Origin of the sequence: Planotetraspora mira, assembly GCF_016863275.1 — a bacterium.
In the GTDB taxonomy this organism is placed as follows: Bacteria; Actinomycetota; Actinomycetes; order Streptosporangiales; family Streptosporangiaceae; genus Planotetraspora; species Planotetraspora mira.
Map to the genome: position 1 here is coordinate 87,075 of NZ_BOOO01000022.1, position 16,537 is coordinate 103,611.

Consider the following 16,537-nt stretch of genomic DNA (forward strand, 5'->3'; position numbering starts at 1 on the left):
GGGCGAATCGCTCGCCCGGCTGCCGCACCCGGCTCGACGGCATCGTGGATGTATTCCATCGTGCCATCCCCGGACAGGTGATTCAGCCCACAGCCGAGGCGGCGGCCACGATCAGCTCCACACACGTGGTCACCGGGATGACGGTGCTGTCCAGAACCATGTGGTACAGCCCGGGATCAGCGGGGTCGCTCCGGTAGAACTGCCGGACATACGCCCTTCGCGCCCGGTCGTTGTCGTTCACGACCCTCTTGGCCTCCTGCTCCGGTATGCCGGAGAACGCCGCCGTCTGCAGGACGCGCCGCCGTAGCGGGCCGTCGAGCCGGACGTGCAGGGCGCCCGGATGATCGGCGAGCACGATCGCGCCGGCCCGGCCCAGGATCACGCCGCCGTGCACCCGGGCGATCTCGCGGATGACCTGTTCAGTCCGGGCGGCGAACTCGTCGGGCGTCAGCGGCATCCCGGCGGGCACGTAGAGCTCCACGCCGCCGAGCGTCACCGTCGGCAGCCGCATCATGCCGGTAAGGAGCCTGCCGAAGCCGCTCTCCGCCCGGTCGTCGTGCGCCAGCGCCTCCTCCAGCGTCACGCCGAGTTCACTGGCGACGGCGCCGGGAATCGCCCGGTCGACGAACGGCACGCCGAGCCGATCGGCCACCGCCGGCCCGATGACGCTGCCGCCTGTGCCGTACGTCGCGGAGATGGTGACGACCCGCACGTCCCTCCTATGCCCGCGCAGCGGGCGGGCGACCTCTCAGGAAGGTCTCAGAAGAGCGCGTTGGCGAGGTTCCGCCGCGCCTTGGAGACCGAGGGGTCCTCTGCCGGCAGCGCGTCGAAGAGGCTGAGCAGGTGACGCCTGGCCTTGTCGCGGTCGGCGCCGTTCGTGCGCCGGACGAGCGCGACGAGCCGGTCGAAGGCGTCGTCCACCTTCCCGTCGAGCGTCTCGAGGTCGGCGGCCTGGATGTGCACGTCGACGTCGGCGGGGTCCGCGGTGGCACGGCGCATGACGTCGGCCGCGTCGAGGTCCTGGGTCCGGCGCAGGAGGCCGACCCCCGCGAGGCCGATCTTCGCGGCCTCGTCATCCGGCGACTTCGCGCGCAGGCGCTCGTAGGCCGCGGCCGCCGCGTCGAGATCGCCCTTGTCCATGGCCTCGTCGGCCGCGAGGAGGTCCGGGTCGACCCGCTCGGCCTCGCCGCCCTCCTCCTGTTCCGGGGCGGCTTCGGCGAGCTCGACGCCGAGCTGCTCGAAGACCTGCTCCAGCGCCTGCCTCAGCTGCGCCTCGGGCAGCGGCCCCTCGAACAGGGGCATGAGCTGGCCCTGGAACGCCAGATAGACGGTGGGGATCGCCCGCATGCGCAACGCCTGGGCGAGGTCGGGGTTCGCCTCGACGTCGACGCGGGCGAGCAGCCACGCGCCGGCGGCCTCGGCGGCCAGCTTCTCCAGCGTGTAGCTGAACTGCTGAACCTGTTCCGCTCTCGGCACCGTCGCCTCGACGATCACCGGGACGCTCATCGAGCGCTCCACGACGTCGGAGTTGAAGGTGGCCGAGGTCGCCTCGATCACGTCCGGGGTCGCTCCTGGCCCTTCGGCCTCGCGCCGTGCCTGCGCTTCCAGAGCCTGCTTACGCGCACCGAGGTCCACGGCGCCGTACAGGGATCCAGGTCGAGAGAAGTCCGCTGCCATACCCCCAATCCTGCCGTACGCGCGCCCCTGATCCGTGCCAACCCCCGCCTCCTAGGACGACGGGCGCACCGCGGTCAGCCGACCGGGCGCTGGATCGGCTGCCGCTCGGTCCGGTAGATGAGGGTGGTCTCCAGGTGAAAGATCTCCGGGCGGATCAGGATGCGTTCCAGGATCAGCCGGTGCAGATGATCGGCGTCGGGCACCGCGACGTGCACCAGGAGGTCCTCCGGCCCGGCCACGTGGAACAGGGCGATCGTCTCCGGAAGGCCGAGTATGAAGGCGCGCAGCGGGTCGACGAGTTGGCTGGTGTGCGGGCGCACCTGCAGCGCGAGCATCGCCTGAAGCGAACGGCCGAGCGCCTTGGCGTCCACTTCCGCGCGGAAGCCCGTGATCACCCCACGCCTCCGCAGGCCGCGCACCCGCTCCAGCGCCGTGGAGGGGGCGACGCCCACCCGCTCCGCGAGGTCCTTGTTGGGCAGCCGTGCGTCGTTCTGCAGCTCTGCCAGAATCGCCCTGTCGATCGAATCCAGTTCGCTGCTCATGAGGTATCTCGCTTCAGAATTCGGCGTCTATGGCGTTCCACCGTCCGATGTAGTCATCATCCTGCCATGGAGTCGAATATGACGTGGGACGTGAAGGAGTTCGCCGAGGCCGCAGAGGTGACGGTGGACGAGTTGGCCGCCTACGTGGACCAGAGCCAGCGGGGCGCGGCACCGGTTCTGCGCCGCCGGCCTCCGCGTGCGCTGGCGGACAAGCTGGAGCTGGCCCGGTGGATCCGCGATGGAGGCATGACGCCCGAGGACTACCGGCGGTTCCTCGGCGACTATCTCCGCGAGGGCACCCGGCTGCACCACCCCGCCTACCTCGGCCACCAGAGCGCCGTTCCCGACTTTCCCGCGGCGCTCGCCGACTTCGTCCACGGCGCGACCAACAATCCGATGGCGATCTACGAGATGGGCGCCTCGGCCGCGACGGTCGAGTTCGAGGTGCTGCGCTGGATGCTCGCCAAGGTCGGTTTCCGCGACGGCGGCGGCGTGCTGACGCACGGGGGCTCCCTGGCCAACCTGACCGCGATGCTCGCCGCGCGGGCGGCCGTGGCGCCGGATGCCTGGGCCGACGGCGTCCCGGCGGACCTCGTCCTGCTGGCACCGCCGTCCGCGCACTACTCGATCACCCGGGCCGCCGCGATCCTCGGCCTGGGCGAGCGGGCCGTCGTTCCGCTGGAGGTGGACGGCCTCGGCCGGATCGACGTCACCCGCCTGCCCGCCGTACTGGAACAGGTGCGCCGGTCGGGGCGACGGCCGATGGCCCTGGTGGCCGGAGCGTGCGCCACCGGCACCGGCCTGTACGACGATCTCCGGGCGATCGGGGAGTTCTGCGCGGAGAACGACATCTGGTATCACGTGGACGGCGCACACGGGGCCTCAGCCCTGCTCAGCGACGGCCACCGGCATCTGCTCGACGGCGTCGAACTGGCCGACTCGGTCATCTGGGACGCCCACAAGATGTTGCGGACCTCGAGCCTCGCCGCCGCGGTGCTCGTGCGCCGGGAGCCCGACCTGGACGCGGCCTTCCAGCAGCAGGCGAGTTACCTCTTCTACGGCGACCAGGGATTCGACCTGGTCGGCAGAGCCGTCGAGTGCACCAAGGCCGAGCTCGGGCTGAAGATCTTCCTCAACCTCGCATGGCGGGGCGAGCGGGGCATGGGCGAATACGTGGCGCGGCAGTACGAGACGGCCCACAGGTTCTGGGAACTGGCCGGGAACCGGCCCGGTTTCGTCTTCCCCTACGAGCCGGAGAGCAACATCGTCTGCTTCCGGTACGGCACAGCCGACCAGGCGGCCATCCGCGAACGGCTGATGGCCGACGGCACCTTCCACCTGACCTCAGCCGAGATCGGCGGTGTCCGCCACCTCCGGGTGACCGTGATGGCCCCGGCAACCGACGACCAAACCCTGGAGTCCCTCCTCGACCACATCACCACCCTCTTTCCCGCGTGATCATGCACACATTCGGCGGCATGCCGTACGAGCTGGGCGAACTCCGCCCGTGATCATGCACAAATTCGTGTTCATGACGCTCGAGCTGGGCGAATCCAATTCGTGATCATGCACAGATTCGGTCGCACGCCACCTGACCTCGCAAGACTTCCACCGTGATCATGCACAGGTTCGCAGACATGTCGCCCGACCTCGAGAAACCCCTCCCGTGATCATGCACTGGACTCCGCCGTGCATGATCACGGGAAGGAAAACAGCAGGTCGGACGGCCGACCACAGAATCTGCGCATGATCACGAACTGGAAAGCGGCAGGTCGGCCATGCGATCGACGAATCCCTGCATGATCACGGGCAGTAATCGCGCTGGTCAGCGGTCATTTCCAAGAACCTGTGCATGATCACGGGCAAGGTGGCCGCTGGTCGGCGGCCACCTTTCCGAACCTGTGCATGATCACGGCAGAGGGGTTAGAAACGGGCGGGTTCTGAGTAGGTGCCCCATTCGGCGCGGAGGGCGTCGCAGATCTCCCCCAGGGTCGCCTCGGCCCGGGCTGCGTCGAGCATGGGCGGGATCATGTTGTCGCTCGTCCTCGAAGCGGCCGTGAGCGCCGCCAGAGCCGCGTCGACGGCCGCCTGGTCCCGGGCGCCGCGGCGTTCCGCGAGAACGCGCCGCTGTTCGACCTCGACCTCATGGCTGATCCGGAGGATCTCCAGGGGCTCCTCGACCGACGCGGTGTGGCAGTTCACCCCGACGATCCGCTTGTCCCCCTTCTCCAGCTTCCGCTGGTAGTCGAAGGCCGCCTCGGCGATCTCCGACATGAACCAGCCGTCCTCGATGCCTCGGAGGATCCCGGACGTCATCGTCCCGTCAGACCCCATATCCCGAATTTTCGTGAAGATGGCTTCGGCCTCGGCCTCCAGCCTGTCGGTCAGCTCCTCGACGTACCAGGAGCCGCCCAGAGGATCGACGACGTTGACGACCTCGGTCTCCTCCATGATGACCTGCTGCGTCCGCAGGGCGATCTCCGCGGCCTTCTGGGACGGCAGCGCGAGCACCTCGTCCAGCGCGTTGGTGTGCAGGGAGTTGGTCCCGCCGAGCACCGCCGCCAGCGCCTCCACCGCCGTGCGGACGATGTTGTTGTCGGGCTGCTGCGCGGTCAGCGAGACGCCTGCGGTCTGGGTATGGAAGCGCAGCCACTGGGCCTTCTCGGTCCGCGCGCCGTACACGTCCCGCATCCACCGGGCCCAGATCCGCCGGGCGGCCCTGAACTTGGCGATCTCCTCGAAGAAGTCGATGTGCGCGTCGAAGAAGAACGACAGCCCCGGAGCGAAGGCGTCGACGTCGAGCCCGCGCGACAGTCCGAGCTCGACGTAGCCGAACCCGTCCGCGAGGGTGAAGGCCAGCTCCTGCGCCGCCGTGGATCCGGCCTCCCGGATGTGGTAGCCGGAGACCGACAGCGGCTTGTACGCGGGGATCTCGGCGGCGCAGAACTCCATGAGATCGCCGATCAGCCGCAGATGGGGCTCGGGGGAGAACAGCCACTCCTTCTGCGCGATGTACTCCTTGAAGATGTCCGTCTGGAGGGTTCCGTTCAGCTTGCCCGTCGGCACGCCCTGCCTCTCGGCCGCGACGACGTACATGCAGAAGATCGGTACGGCCGGCCCGCTGATGGTCATCGAGGTGGTGACGTCACCGAGCGGGATGCCGTCGAACAGCTGGTCCATGTCCAGCGCCGAGTCGATGGCGACACCGCAGTGCCCCACCTCCCCGAGGGAGTGCGAGTCGTCGGAGTCGCGGCCCATCAGCGTCGGCATGTCGAACGCGACGGACAGGCCTCCTCCTCCCGCGCCGAGGATCATCTTGTAGCGCTCGTTGGTCTGCTGGGCGTTGCCGAACCCGGCGAACTGCCGGATCGTCCAGGGCCGCCCCCGGTAGCCCGTCGGATGGAGGCCCCGGGTGAACGGGAACTCGCCGGGCCAGCCGATGCGCGCGAATCGCGGATCGCTGGAGGTGGGCCCGTAAACGGGGTCGACCTCCAGGCCGGAAAGGGTCCGGAACTCCCCTGCCCGCTTGAAGGCGGCGTCGTACCGTGCCTGCCAGCGGGCCCGGCCGGCCTCGGTGTCGGCGTCGCGCGCGTGCTTCGGGTCCATACGGCCTCCAAAGTGTCGGATCCCAAAGAAAATACTAGGACGTCCTAGTACCATCCCCAACACCCAGCCGCCCATTACGGAATGTGACCTGACCATTCCCCTTCGCATGCCGTCATGTCACACGTTGGTCGCAAATTGCCACGGATCTTTGACAAACAGATGAAATCTTCAACCATGGCTAGGGCCCTCTCAAAGTCCACACGGAGGTGGATGTGAAGCGCGTCACAGTTGTCGTCGCAGCGACCGCGGTCGTAGCGGCGACCTTGACGGCCCCGGCTCAAGCGGTGGAGACCACGCGATCCGGAGCCGCGGCCCAAAAGGCCACGACCGAATACGTCGTCCTGTATAAGGAAGGCGCCAACGCCACACAAGCCCAGAAGGCGATCGAGGCGGCAGGCGGCACGCTCGTCAAGGTCAATTCCGAGGTCGGCGTCGCCACGGTCAGCACCACCAACGCCGGCTTCGTCGGTGCGATCAAGAACAATGCGGCGATCGGAGGCGTCGCCCGCAACCGCACGATCGGCAGTGTGCCCGACGACGCCGCGGTCACGCGGAAGGCCGCCCAGAACAAGGCGGTCGAGCGGGAAGGCCGCGGTCACGGCTCCCCTGCCAAGGGACACAAGAGCACCAAGGACGAGCCGCTGTCCGATCTCCAGTGGGACATGAAGCAGATCCAGGCGGACAAGGCCCACAAGTACGAGCAGGGCGACAAGGGCGTCCTCGTCGGCGTCCTCGACACCGGCATCGACGGGTCCCACCCCGACATCGCGCCCAACTTCAGCAAGAAGCTGAGCCGGAACTTCACCGTCGACCTTCCCGCCGACGCCAACGGCACCGTGATCGACGGGCCGTGCGCGAGTGACCCGGACGGCTCCTGCAACGACCCCAACGACGTGGACGAGGACGGGCACGGCACGCACGTCGCCTCCTCGATCGCCTCCCCCATCAACGGCCTCGGCATCTCCGGCGTCGCACCCAAGGTCACCCTGGTGAACCTGCGGGCGGGCCAGGACTCGGGCTACTTCTTCGTCCAGCCCACCATCGACGCCCTCACCTACGCCGGCGACATCGGCGTCGACGTGGTCAACATGAGCTACTACATCGACCCGTGGCTGTTCAACTGCGCCAACAACCCGGCCGACTCGCCCGACGAGCAGTTGGAGCAGCGGACGATCGTCACGGCGGTCCAGCGGGCACTGAACTACGCCGACAAGCGCGGCGTGACCCTGGTGTCGGCGGCCGGCAACGGAGCGACCGACTACACGAAGACGATCTCCGACGCCTCCAGCCCGGACTTCGCCCAGGTCGCCGGTCAGCAGCCGCGCACCCGCACGATCCCGCCGAGCTGCATCTCGATGCCGAGCGAGGGCGAGCACGTGATCTCCGTGTCGTCGACCGGCATCAGCACCCGCAAGGCGTACTACTCCGACTACGGCAACGGCTACATCGACGTGGCCTCGCCGGGCGGGGACGCCTACGACACCCCCGGCAACACCAGGGACATCACCAAGACGACGCTCTCGGCCTACCCGAAGGCCCTCGCCGTCGCCAACGGGGAGATCGACGCCAACGGCGACCCGACGGTCGACTACGTGGTCAAGGACTGCAAGGGCTCCGTCTGCGCCTACTACCAGTACCTCCAGGGCACCTCGATGGCCTCCCCCAGGGCGGTCGGCGTCGTGGCGCTGATCGTCAGCAAGTACGGCCACCGCGACTACCGGAACGGCGGCCTGACGCTCGACCCGAGCGTCGTCGAGGGCATCCTCAAGGGCACGGCCACCAAGAAGGCCTGTCCGAACCCCGCCGCCTTTACCTACACCCGGATCCTGCCGACCGGTAGCACCGCCACCGCGACGCACACGTGTGAGGGCTCGGTGTTCGGCAACGGCTTCTACGGCAAGGGCATCGTCAACGCCCTCCACGCCGTGGGGCACTGACCGCACACCCTCCGCATGACACAGACGGCCATCGCCTCCGGGCGGTGGCCGTCACCGTGTTCGATGCCCTCGCTCCGCAACGTGGAGCGCGAGCGAAGCGAGCGCAGTTAAACGCTGAAGTCTCCTGCGGCGACTCGGAGCGTCTTCAGCAGGTCGAACATCTCCCCCAGGTCGGCGTCGCCGTACATGCCCATGCCGAAGCCCGCCTCCATGAGGTCGGCGGTGGCCCGGCTCACCACGTCACGGCCCTCGTCGGTGATGTGGGCCAGGACGCCGCGCCCGTCCTTGGGGTTGCGCATCCGCTTGACCAGGCCGGCCCGCTCGAGCCGGTCGACGGTGTTCGTCACGCTGGTCGGATGGACCATGAGACGCTCGCCGATCTTGGACAGGGGCAGGGCGCCGGCACGGCTGAACGTGAGCAGCACCAGCGCCTCGTAACGGGCGAAGGTCAGGTCGTACGGCTTCAGCAGCGTGTCCAGCTGCGCCAGCAGGATCTGGTGAGCTCGCATGATCGACGTCACGGCGGCCATGGCGGACGACGGGCCGAACTTCTCGCGCCAGGTCTCCGCGGCACGTTCGATCGGGTCGAACGGCAGGTTGAGCGGCCGTGAACCGCTGAGCGGGAGCTGGCTTGAACTGGGCGGAAGGGACACAGCGATATACGGTATCGCGACGGCTTTCGTGATCGACCCGCGCACGTAGCGTAACTGAATTCATTCCTTGACCCCAGAACTCCCTCCCTCAGGGTCACGCTCCGTTATGGTTGCGACGTCAAAAGGTGAGGCGGCGGCAAACCCGGTGGCCCGGGGAGCCCGGTCTGCTAAACGCGGACCGTGGCGAGGCCGATGGAAGACCAGTGCCGGGGGGAACGGCGCGGTCCCACGCCCCGCTCACACAGGCACGGGGGGTGCTTGATGGGCAGCATGCCTGTCCCGGCGCGTAGCACGCGCCGTATATCGACGATGGTGCGGCCATGGGCCGCGCCGGGCCGTGGGTAACCACAGAGGCGTTTCACGCGAGGAGCTCAAGCACGGCACGGTCGTCACGGTGACCGTGTTGCTGGCGCTCGGGCTCGTCGTCGCGTGGAGCGCCTTGATACCCGGCTTCATGAGCTGGGACGACATCGTGATGGCGGTCATCGGCTCGCTCCGGCTGACCGGCCCGGTCGCCGCCGCGTTCGCGGCATGGGTGGCGGTGCGCAAGCATCGCGCCAGCAACGGCCGTGCCATCACTCCGTGGCGGGCGGTGAAGGCGCCGCTCGCGATCCTCGTGGTCGTGACCGGCTCGTTCGGCACCACGGTCCTGGTGCTCGGGCTGCGTGCCGGCCTGGGCGAGCAACCGGGACGCCTGGTGCCCAGCGGCCTGGCCATGTGCGTCGCCTCGCTGGCCCTCTACGTGGTGGTGGGCTGGATCGTCGGCTGGCTGCTCCCTCTCGTCGCCACACCGGCGATCGCCGGGCTCGGCACCTATGTGCTTTTCACCTGGCTGGCCGGCAACTTCACCTGGGCCGACAGGCTCGCCCCCGCGACGCGGGAGCCGTACGACCTGTTCGAGGGGATGAGTGCGACCGCCTTCACCGATCAGACGTTGTGGCTGCTCGGCCTGAGCACCGCGTTCCTGCTCGGGTGGGTGGCGCTCGTCACCAGGCGCATGCTCGCGCTCGCCGCGGCCGTCATGGCCGTCATGGCCGCCGGTACGGGGGCCGCCCGGCTGGTCACCGAACCGCAGACCGTGGCCGCGAGCGAGCGCCTGGTCTACAGCTGCCAGGAGTGGCCGATCACGGTGTGCGTGCATCCCTCGATGCGCGCCGGCCTCACCGAGTTGGTGAGCACGTTCACGACGATCGCCGCCAGGCTGGCGGGCACCCCGGCCGCCTTCAACCGGGTCGAGCAGCACTCCCCCGACGACGGCGACCAGGCGGACCCGGGGGTGGCCTTCATCCATGTCGACGACCTGAACGACGGGTACGCCGACCGCGCGGCGGGCGAGTTCCTCGACCGGCTCGCCAAGCCGTGCCCCGGGACGGTCACCGCCGGCTACCGGGCGATCGTCATCTCCTGGCTCCGCAACGAGCCGCTGTCGGCGGGGCCGCTGCCCGAGCACCGGTACGCCGCGGTGTGGTTCTCCGAACTCACCGAGACCCAGCGGCGCGACTGGCTGCGCATGTTCTATTCGGACTTCGTCTCGTGCGGACTGCAGAGCCGGCACTTCGGCGGCGGGGCGAGGCAGGCGGACCCGAACATGACCGGATACCCGGTCAACGCCGACGCGGGCTACGCGCCCGTGTATCCGGTGGCCCCGAGCCCCGGCTACCCGTCCGCGGCGCCCGTCGTGCCGTCGCCCTCCGGACCGGCCGGACAGATTCCCGGCGTGGTCCTCACCCCCGGCACGGTCCCCGGAGCGGGCCCGGGCACGGTGCCCGGGCCGATCCCGGGAGCCGGGAGCGGGACGGGTCAGGGCGCGGGGCCGGACACCGGCACGGGGACGGGCCCGGACGGCGGCGCCTCCCCCGAGCCCGGGCCCGGCGCGTCTGCGGGTCCCGGGACCCTGCCCGAAACCCCCGACGGCTCCGGCTCCGGGCAGGACTCTCCCCGGCGTGACGGCACCGACGCACCCGGCTCCCGACCGGATCAGGACCCGGGTTCCGACGGGACGGACCGGGACGGGGGCCAGGACTCCCGGCGTGGCACCGACTTCCGCCCCGGCCAGGAGCGGCTCCCCGGCGACGGCACCGCGTTGTCACCCGTGGGCGCCTCCGGGGGCTTCCGCGGGCATCGCCGTCACCACGATTTCCAGCAGTGAGCCGGCCAGGTCAACCGGTTCCCCGGCGGCCTCGGCGGCGATGGCGTGGATGTGAGATCGGGCGAATAAGGGGAAGATGTCCTCCCGTGGACCGTCAGACCCGACCCCTCCCCACGCCGGACACCGACGAACCCGTCGCCCGGCGCCCACGCAGAGGCTGGCGATTGCTCGCCGGCTTCCTCTTCGTCATCCTCCTGGTCGTCGTGGGTGCACGCCTGACCTGGTCGTGGCTGAACCCGCTCGGGGAGGAGACCATCGACCGCAGCAGCCCGGTGCTGCTGAAGTCGATCCAGAACCTCAGCCGATACGAGGCGGCGACGGGCAACTTCCAGGTCATCGTGGACCTGGAGAAGGACGCCAACTTCCTGCCCGACGCCATCAAGGGAACCAGGACCCTCTTCGTGGGCGTGGGCGGCGTGGACGCCTACGTCGACTTCTCCGGACTCTCCAAGGACGCCATCACCGTCTCCCCCGACGGCAAGACCGTGACGGTACGGCTGCCGCACGCCCAGTTGGAGAAACCGAATCTGGACAACCAGAAGTCCTATGTGTTCGCCCAGCAACGGGGGCTGTTCGACCGCGTGTCGGATTTCCTGTCCTCCTCGCCGGCGAACCAGCAGGAGCTCTACGTGCTGGCCGAGCAGAAGATCGCCGACACCGCGGCCTCGAGCGACCTGCGCAACCGGGCCGACCAGAACACCAAGGCGACGCTGGAGGGCATGCTGAAGGCCCTCGGCTTCACCACCGTGGTCATCCGGTACGGCGACGAGGCGTGACCCGCGGAGCCCGCGATCATGCTCGCGGGCTCCCCCGCCCGCCGGGACCATTCACGGGCGGCCCCTGTACGGCGAGGCTCGCGAGAGCCGTACAGGGAGCCTGAGGGCGGTCAGCCGAGGGCGGCGATGAGGTCGTCCGCGGCCGAGTAGGGATCGACGGCGCCCGCGAGCAGGCGCTCGGCGAGCCCCTCGAGCCGATCCACGTGCGGATCGGCGAGCCTGGACCTGATCTGCGCGAGCGCGATCGCCTCGATCTCGTCCCTGGCGCGGGCCAGCCGCCGGCGACGGAACTCGCCCGACTCCTCCAAGTGGGCGGCGTGCTTGTCGAGGGCGTCGAGCAACTCCTCGGCGCCCTCGCCCTTCGCCGCCACCGTGGGGACGATCGGGGGCCGCCACGGCGTGGTCGCGAGCGCCACCATGTTGCGCAGGTCGCGCACGGTCGCCTGGAGGCCGTCGCGGTCGGCCTTGTTGACGACGAACACGTCGGCGATCTCGAGGATCCCCGCCTTCGCCGCCTGGATGCCGTCGCCCATCCCCGGAGCCAGCAGCACGAGCGTCGTGTCGGCCAGCCGGGCGACGTCGACCTCGGCCTGGCCGACCCCCACGGTCTCGATGAGGATGACGTCGCAGCCGGCCGCGTCGAGGACGCGCAGCGCCTGCGGCGTGGCCCACGCGAGCCCGCCCAGGTGACCCCGGCTGGCCATGCTGCGGATGAAGACGTCGGGGTCGGTCGCGTGGTCCTGCATCCGCACGCGGTCGCCGAGCAGCGCGCCGCCGGTGAACGGGCTCGAGGGGTCTACGGCGAGGACGCCCACCCGGCTGCCGCGGGCGCGGAAGGCCCGGATGAGCATGCCCGTCGTCGTGGACTTCCCGACGCCGGGCGCGCCCGTCAGGCCGATCACCCTCGCGGTGTACGGCTTGCGTGTCCCCGTCGCGAGCTCGGCCATGACCTCGCGGAGCGTCGCGGCGCGCTCGGGGGCGGCCACGGCGTTCTCGACCAGGGAGAGCAGGCGGGCGACCGCGCGCGGCCGGCCGCGTCGCGCGTCGGCGGCGAGCTCGCGGACGTCCACGTTCAGCTTCCGTCGCGACCGGAGGGAACGCGGATGATCAGGGCGTCGCCCTGGCCGCCGCCGCCGCACAGACCGGCCGCGCCCAGCCCGCCGCCACGCCGCCTGAGCTCGTGCGCGAGGGCCAGCACGATGCGCGCCCCGGACGCGCCGATCGGATGGCCGAGGGCGATGCCGCCGCCGTTGACGTTGACCTTGTCGAGCGGGATGTCCAGCTCCTTCGCCGACTGGAGCACGACCTGGGCGAACGCCTCGTTGATCTCGACCAGGTCGAGATCGCCCGTCGTCACCCCCTGCTTGCCGAGGGCCTGCTTGATGGCGTTGGCGGGCTGGGACTGCAGCGAATTGTCCGGTCCGGCCACGTTCCCGTGCGCGCCGATCTCGGCCAGCCAGTCGAGACCCAGTTCCTCGGCCTTGGCCCGGGACATGACCACCACGGCCACGGCGCCGTCGGAGATCTGGGAGGCGGAGCCCGCGGTGATCGTGCCGTCCTTCGTGAACGCGGGGCGCAGACGGGCGAGGCCCTCCACGGTGGTGTCGGGGCGGATGCCCTCGTCCGCCGAGAACAGGATCGGCTCTCCCTTGCGCTGCGGCAGGGAGACGGGGACGATCTCGTCGTCGAACAGGCCGTTCTTGGTCGCCTGCGCGGCGAGCTGATGCGACCGGGCGGAGAACTCGTCCTGCTCCTGCCGGGTCAGGCCGAGCCGCGCGTTGTGGTGCTCGGTCGACTCACCCATCGCCACCTGGTCGAACGCGTCGGTCAGCCCGTCGAGCGCCATCGAGTCGAGCACGCCGGCGTTGCCGTACTTGACGCCCTTGCGCAGGCCTGGCAGCAGGTGAGGCGCGTTGGTCATCGACTCCATGCCGCCCGCGACGACGATGTCGAACTCCCCCGCCCTGATGAGCTGGTCGGCCAGGGCGATGGCGTCGAGGCCCGACAGGCACACCTTGTTGATGGTGAGCGAGGGGACCGTCATGGGTATGCCCGCCTTCACGGCGGCCTGCCGTGACGGAATCTGACCGGCCCCGGCCTGGAGAACCTGCCCCATGATCACGTATTGCACCTGGTCGGGAGCCACGCCCGCACGCGACAGGGCCGCCTCGATGGCGAGGCCGCCGAGGTCGACGGCGGAAAGGTCGGCGAGCGAGCCCAGGAGCCTTCCGATGGGCGTGCGAGCTCCGGCGACGATGACGGAACCAGACATTTGAGGGGCCTCCATCACGAGATCAGGGCGACGGTGCCACCATACCCAGCAGGCGCCGGACGACCGCGAGAGCGGCCGCCGTTGAACGACACACGAAACGGAGTCCCAAATGTTGCTCAGGATCGATCATGTGGGAATCGCCTGCCACAATCTGAGCGAGAAGATCGAATTCTACGAGTCGGTGTTCGGCCTGACCGTCGTGAGCCGGGAGATCAACGAGGAGCAGGGCGTTCGCGAGGCCATGCTGCACGTGGCGGACGGCGATCAGGGCGCTTCCTATGTGCAGTTGCTGGAGCCGCTCCACCCCGACACGGCGGTGGGCAAGTTCCTGGCCAAGCGCGGCGAGGGTGTGCACCATGTCGGATACGGAGTGACGGACATCACCAAAGCGCTGGCGGAAATCTCCGCGAAAGGCGTTCGTTTGCTCGATGAAAGACCGCGGCACGGATCGATGGGCGCCTCCATCGCCTTTCTCCATCCGAAAGACATCGGAGGGGTGCTCACCGAACTGGTGGAGACATCCAGACACTGATCCAAACGCAAGAAACGTTCATACGTAACAAGTAGCGCAGAAAGTCGGAGAGGGCCGCCAAGGCAGCGGTAGCGGAGTACGCTGGCGTACCACCGGAGGTGGATGCCCGTGGGCTCCCCGCCTCGGATGTCCGAACCCCCCGTCCGGCCCGTGTAGCCGTCTCGACAACCAGGATCGAGCCTCATGCAGTCCGACATCGACGCCCAGCTCAATAATTTCTTCGAAGACGCCCCTTCTCGGGAATTCGACGTGGTGCTCAGGGGCTATGACCGGCACCAGGTCCACGACCACTTGAAGACGCTCGACACCGAGCTGCGTCAGGCCAAGGAGCAGGTGACAGGTCTGCAGCGCGACCTGTCCGACTCGCAGCGACAGTTGCAGGAGCAGGAGCGCCCGACCTATTCCGGTCTGGGCGCCCGCATCGAGCAGTTGCTGCGCCTGGCGGAAGAGCAGGCCACCGAGCTCGTACAGGCGGCCAGGTCCGAGGCGAACGAGATCAAGGCAGCGGCACGGGTGGACGCAGCCGACCTGCGCGCCGCCGCGGAGAACGAGGCCGCCGAGAAGCGCGCCCTCGCCAACCGCGAGGCCGAGGACATGCGGAGCACCGCCGAGCGTGACGCCGAGGAGATCCGCTCCACCGCGAAGCGTGAGTCCGACGAGCTGACCTCCACCACCGAGCGCGAGGTCGCCAAGCTGCGCGCCACCGCCGACCACGAGGTCGCGGAGAAGCGCGCCGACGCCGAGCGTGAGATCGCCAAGCTGCGCACCACGACCGAGCGCGAGGTCGCCCAGCTCCGCGCGTCCACCAAGCGTGAGCGCGACGAGGTGCTGACCACGGCCAAGCGCCAGGCGGACGAGATGCGTGCGCAGGCTCAGCGCGTCCTGGAGGAGTCCGAGGCCAAGCGGGCCCAGGACGAGGCCGAGTTCGAGATCCAGCTCGCCGCCCGCCGCGAAGACGCCGAGCGGCAGGAGGCCGAGCGGCACGCCACCGCGCAGGCCAACACGCAGAAGCTGGTCGCCGAGGCCGAGCAGCGGGCCGCGACCGCCGAGCAGCGGGCCACCAAGGCCACGCAGCAGGCCGACCAGACCCGTCGCGAGGCGGACACGCACGCCAAGCAGTTGCTCGCGAACGCCCGCAAGAACGCCGACCAGGTCGTGGCCGAGGCGAAGTCGAGCTCCGAGTCGATCGTGAGCGACGCCAAGAGCGAGGCGGAGCGGACCCGCACCTCGATGCAGCGGCAGGTCGACGAGCTCACGCGCCAGCGCGACAGCATCACCAGCCACCTCGCCCAGCTGCGTCAGCTGCTCGGCGGCGCGGCGCTGCCGGGCATGGAGCCCGAGCCCGCCCCGGTCACCGCGGCTCCGCCGAAGCCGGCCCTGTCGGCCGCGCCCCCGGTGAGCGAGAAGCCGGTCGTGGCGGCCAAGCCGGTCGAGCCCGCCCCCAAGGCGGACGACGACGCCGAATGGTGGCAGGAGTAACGGTCGGCGCATTCGGGGAGTTGGCGACGGCTATCTGAACAGGGCCCGGTGGGAACGATCCCGCCGGGCCCTGTTCGTTCGCGCGCGTCTCAGCGGAGGGACCGGACGAACTCCGCGACGACGGCGTTGAAGGCCTCAGGCTGTTCGATCGCGGACAGGTGCCCGGCCTTCTCGATGACCGCCAGCTTCGCCTCCGGCACGGCCTGAGCCATCGCCTCGGCGTCGGAGGGCGGGGACAACTCGTCCTCGTCGCCCACGACGACCAGGACCGGCACGTCCAGGGCCCGCAACGTCTCGAAGGAGTCGGGCCGCCCGGCCATCGCCCGCTGGGCCCAGGCCACCGCTCCAGGCGGGGCCGCCTGCACCAGGCCGCGGACCCGCCCGACGACCATCCCCCGGCGCTGTTTGGTGGTCGTGCCGATCAGCGTGGGCAGGACGTCCTCCAGCAGCACTCCCGCGCCGCCGTTGAGCACCGCCGCGGCGATCCGCTCCCGGTTGGCCCGCGCCGCCTCCGTGTCCGCGCTCGCCTTGGTGTCGGCGAATATCGCGCCCATCAGGCGGTCCGGATGACGGCGGCACAGCGCCATCGTCACATAGCCGCCCATCGACAGGCCGCCGACCACCGCCCGGTCGACGCCTTCGTCGTCGAGCAGCCGTGCCACGTCGTCGGCCATCGCGTCGACGGAAGGGTCCTCCTCGCCCAGCCGGGAGCCGCCGAAGCCGCGCAGATCCGGAGTGATCACTCTGCATTCGGATGCCAGAGCCTCACGCTGCGCGAGCCACATCGCCGATGAGAGCGGGAAGGCATGGAGCAGCACGAGGGGCATGCCACTTCCTGCCGATCGCGAGTAAAGCTGCATCACGTCAACGTAACGCGCGATCGGCCGCTTGCCACCCTCCCCGCACCGAATCGC

General features: G+C 69.6%; 14 protein-coding genes. 6 read left to right on the forward strand and 8 right to left on the reverse strand.

Going from position 1 to position 16,537, the window contains the following annotated elements; all coding sequences use genetic code 11:
- Nucleotides 1-82: 82 nt before the first annotated feature.
- The 3 genes from Pmi06nite_RS21730 to Pmi06nite_RS21740 form a co-directional block, all read right to left on the reverse strand.
- Complete coding sequence (locus Pmi06nite_RS21730) at nt 83-712, reverse strand: cytidylate kinase-like family protein (protein ID WP_203954906.1); 630 nt, start codon at nt 710-712, stop codon at nt 83-85.
- A 47-nt stretch (nt 713-759) separates the two neighbouring features.
- Nucleotides 760-1,677 (reverse strand): tetratricopeptide repeat protein, encoded by a 918-nt coding sequence (locus Pmi06nite_RS21735; protein WP_203954907.1) that lies wholly within the window; start codon nt 1,675-1,677, stop codon nt 760-762.
- Between the two features lie 74 nt (nt 1,678-1,751).
- Nucleotides 1,752-2,219, reverse strand: a complete 468-nt coding sequence (locus Pmi06nite_RS21740) for an Lrp/AsnC family transcriptional regulator (RefSeq protein WP_203954908.1) — start codon at nt 2,217-2,219, stop codon at nt 1,752-1,754.
- Nucleotides 2,220-2,297: 78 nt separating this feature from the next.
- Here Pmi06nite_RS21740 and Pmi06nite_RS21745 point away from each other — a divergent pair, with 78 nt between their 5' ends.
- Complete coding sequence (locus tag Pmi06nite_RS21745) at nt 2,298-3,677, forward strand: pyridoxal phosphate-dependent decarboxylase family protein (RefSeq protein ID WP_203954909.1); 1,380 nt, start codon at nt 2,298-2,300, stop codon at nt 3,675-3,677.
- Nucleotides 3,678-4,142: 465 nt separating this feature from the next.
- Here Pmi06nite_RS21745 and icmA read toward each other — a convergent pair whose 3' ends face one another.
- Nucleotides 4,143-5,825, reverse strand: coding sequence for a coenzyme B12-dependent isobutyryl-CoA mutase large subunit (icmA, locus tag Pmi06nite_RS21750; protein ID WP_203954910.1), 1,683 nt, complete (start codon nt 5,823-5,825; stop codon nt 4,143-4,145).
- Nucleotides 5,826-6,037: 212 nt separating this feature from the next.
- Here icmA and Pmi06nite_RS21755 point away from each other — a divergent pair, with 212 nt between their 5' ends.
- Nucleotides 6,038-7,762 (forward strand): S8 family serine peptidase, encoded by a 1,725-nt coding sequence (locus Pmi06nite_RS21755; protein ID WP_239114096.1) that lies wholly within the window; start codon nt 6,038-6,040, stop codon nt 7,760-7,762.
- Nucleotides 7,763-7,869: 107 nt separating this feature from the next.
- Here the strand turns inward: Pmi06nite_RS21755 and Pmi06nite_RS21760 are convergent, their stop codons facing one another.
- Complete coding sequence (locus Pmi06nite_RS21760; RefSeq protein ID WP_203954911.1) at nt 7,870-8,415, reverse strand: MarR family winged helix-turn-helix transcriptional regulator; 546 nt, start codon at nt 8,413-8,415, stop codon at nt 7,870-7,872.
- Between the two features lie 337 nt (nt 8,416-8,752).
- Between Pmi06nite_RS21760 and Pmi06nite_RS21765 the strand changes: the two genes are divergently transcribed.
- Both Pmi06nite_RS21765 and Pmi06nite_RS21770 read left to right on the forward strand, forming a co-directional pair.
- Nucleotides 8,753-10,564: a hypothetical protein gene (locus Pmi06nite_RS21765; protein WP_203954912.1), complete on the forward strand. Its 1,812-nt coding sequence runs from the start codon at nt 8,753-8,755 to the stop codon at nt 10,562-10,564.
- A gap of 86 nt (nt 10,565-10,650) precedes the next feature.
- A complete protein-coding gene (locus Pmi06nite_RS21770; RefSeq protein WP_203954913.1) occupies nt 10,651-11,340 on the forward strand; it encodes a DUF4230 domain-containing protein in 690 nt (229 codons plus the stop codon).
- A 110-nt stretch (nt 11,341-11,450) separates the two neighbouring features.
- On the opposite strand, the gene meaB is transcribed toward Pmi06nite_RS21770, so the two are convergent.
- Nucleotides 11,451-12,410, reverse strand: a complete 960-nt coding sequence (gene meaB, locus Pmi06nite_RS21775; protein WP_203954914.1) for a methylmalonyl Co-A mutase-associated GTPase MeaB — start codon at nt 12,408-12,410, stop codon at nt 11,451-11,453.
- Nucleotides 12,411-12,412: 2 nt separating this feature from the next.
- On the reverse strand, nt 12,413-13,612 hold the full coding sequence (locus tag Pmi06nite_RS21780) for an acetyl-CoA C-acetyltransferase (protein WP_203954915.1): 1,200 nt from the start codon (nt 13,610-13,612) through the stop codon (nt 12,413-12,415).
- A 109-nt stretch (nt 13,613-13,721) separates the two neighbouring features.
- Between Pmi06nite_RS21780 and mce the strand changes: the two genes are divergently transcribed.
- Entirely contained in the window at nt 13,722-14,144 is a 423-nt protein-coding gene (gene mce / locus Pmi06nite_RS21785; protein ID WP_203954916.1) for a methylmalonyl-CoA epimerase, read from the forward strand.
- Between the two features lie 183 nt (nt 14,145-14,327).
- Nucleotides 14,328-15,623 (forward strand): DivIVA domain-containing protein, encoded by a 1,296-nt coding sequence (locus Pmi06nite_RS21790; RefSeq protein WP_203954917.1) that lies wholly within the window; start codon nt 14,328-14,330, stop codon nt 15,621-15,623.
- A gap of 89 nt (nt 15,624-15,712) precedes the next feature.
- On the opposite strand, the gene Pmi06nite_RS21795 is transcribed toward Pmi06nite_RS21790, so the two are convergent.
- Entirely contained in the window at nt 15,713-16,450 is a 738-nt protein-coding gene (locus tag Pmi06nite_RS21795) for an alpha/beta fold hydrolase (RefSeq protein ID WP_239114097.1), read from the reverse strand.
- Nucleotides 16,451-16,537: the final 87 nt, after the last annotated feature.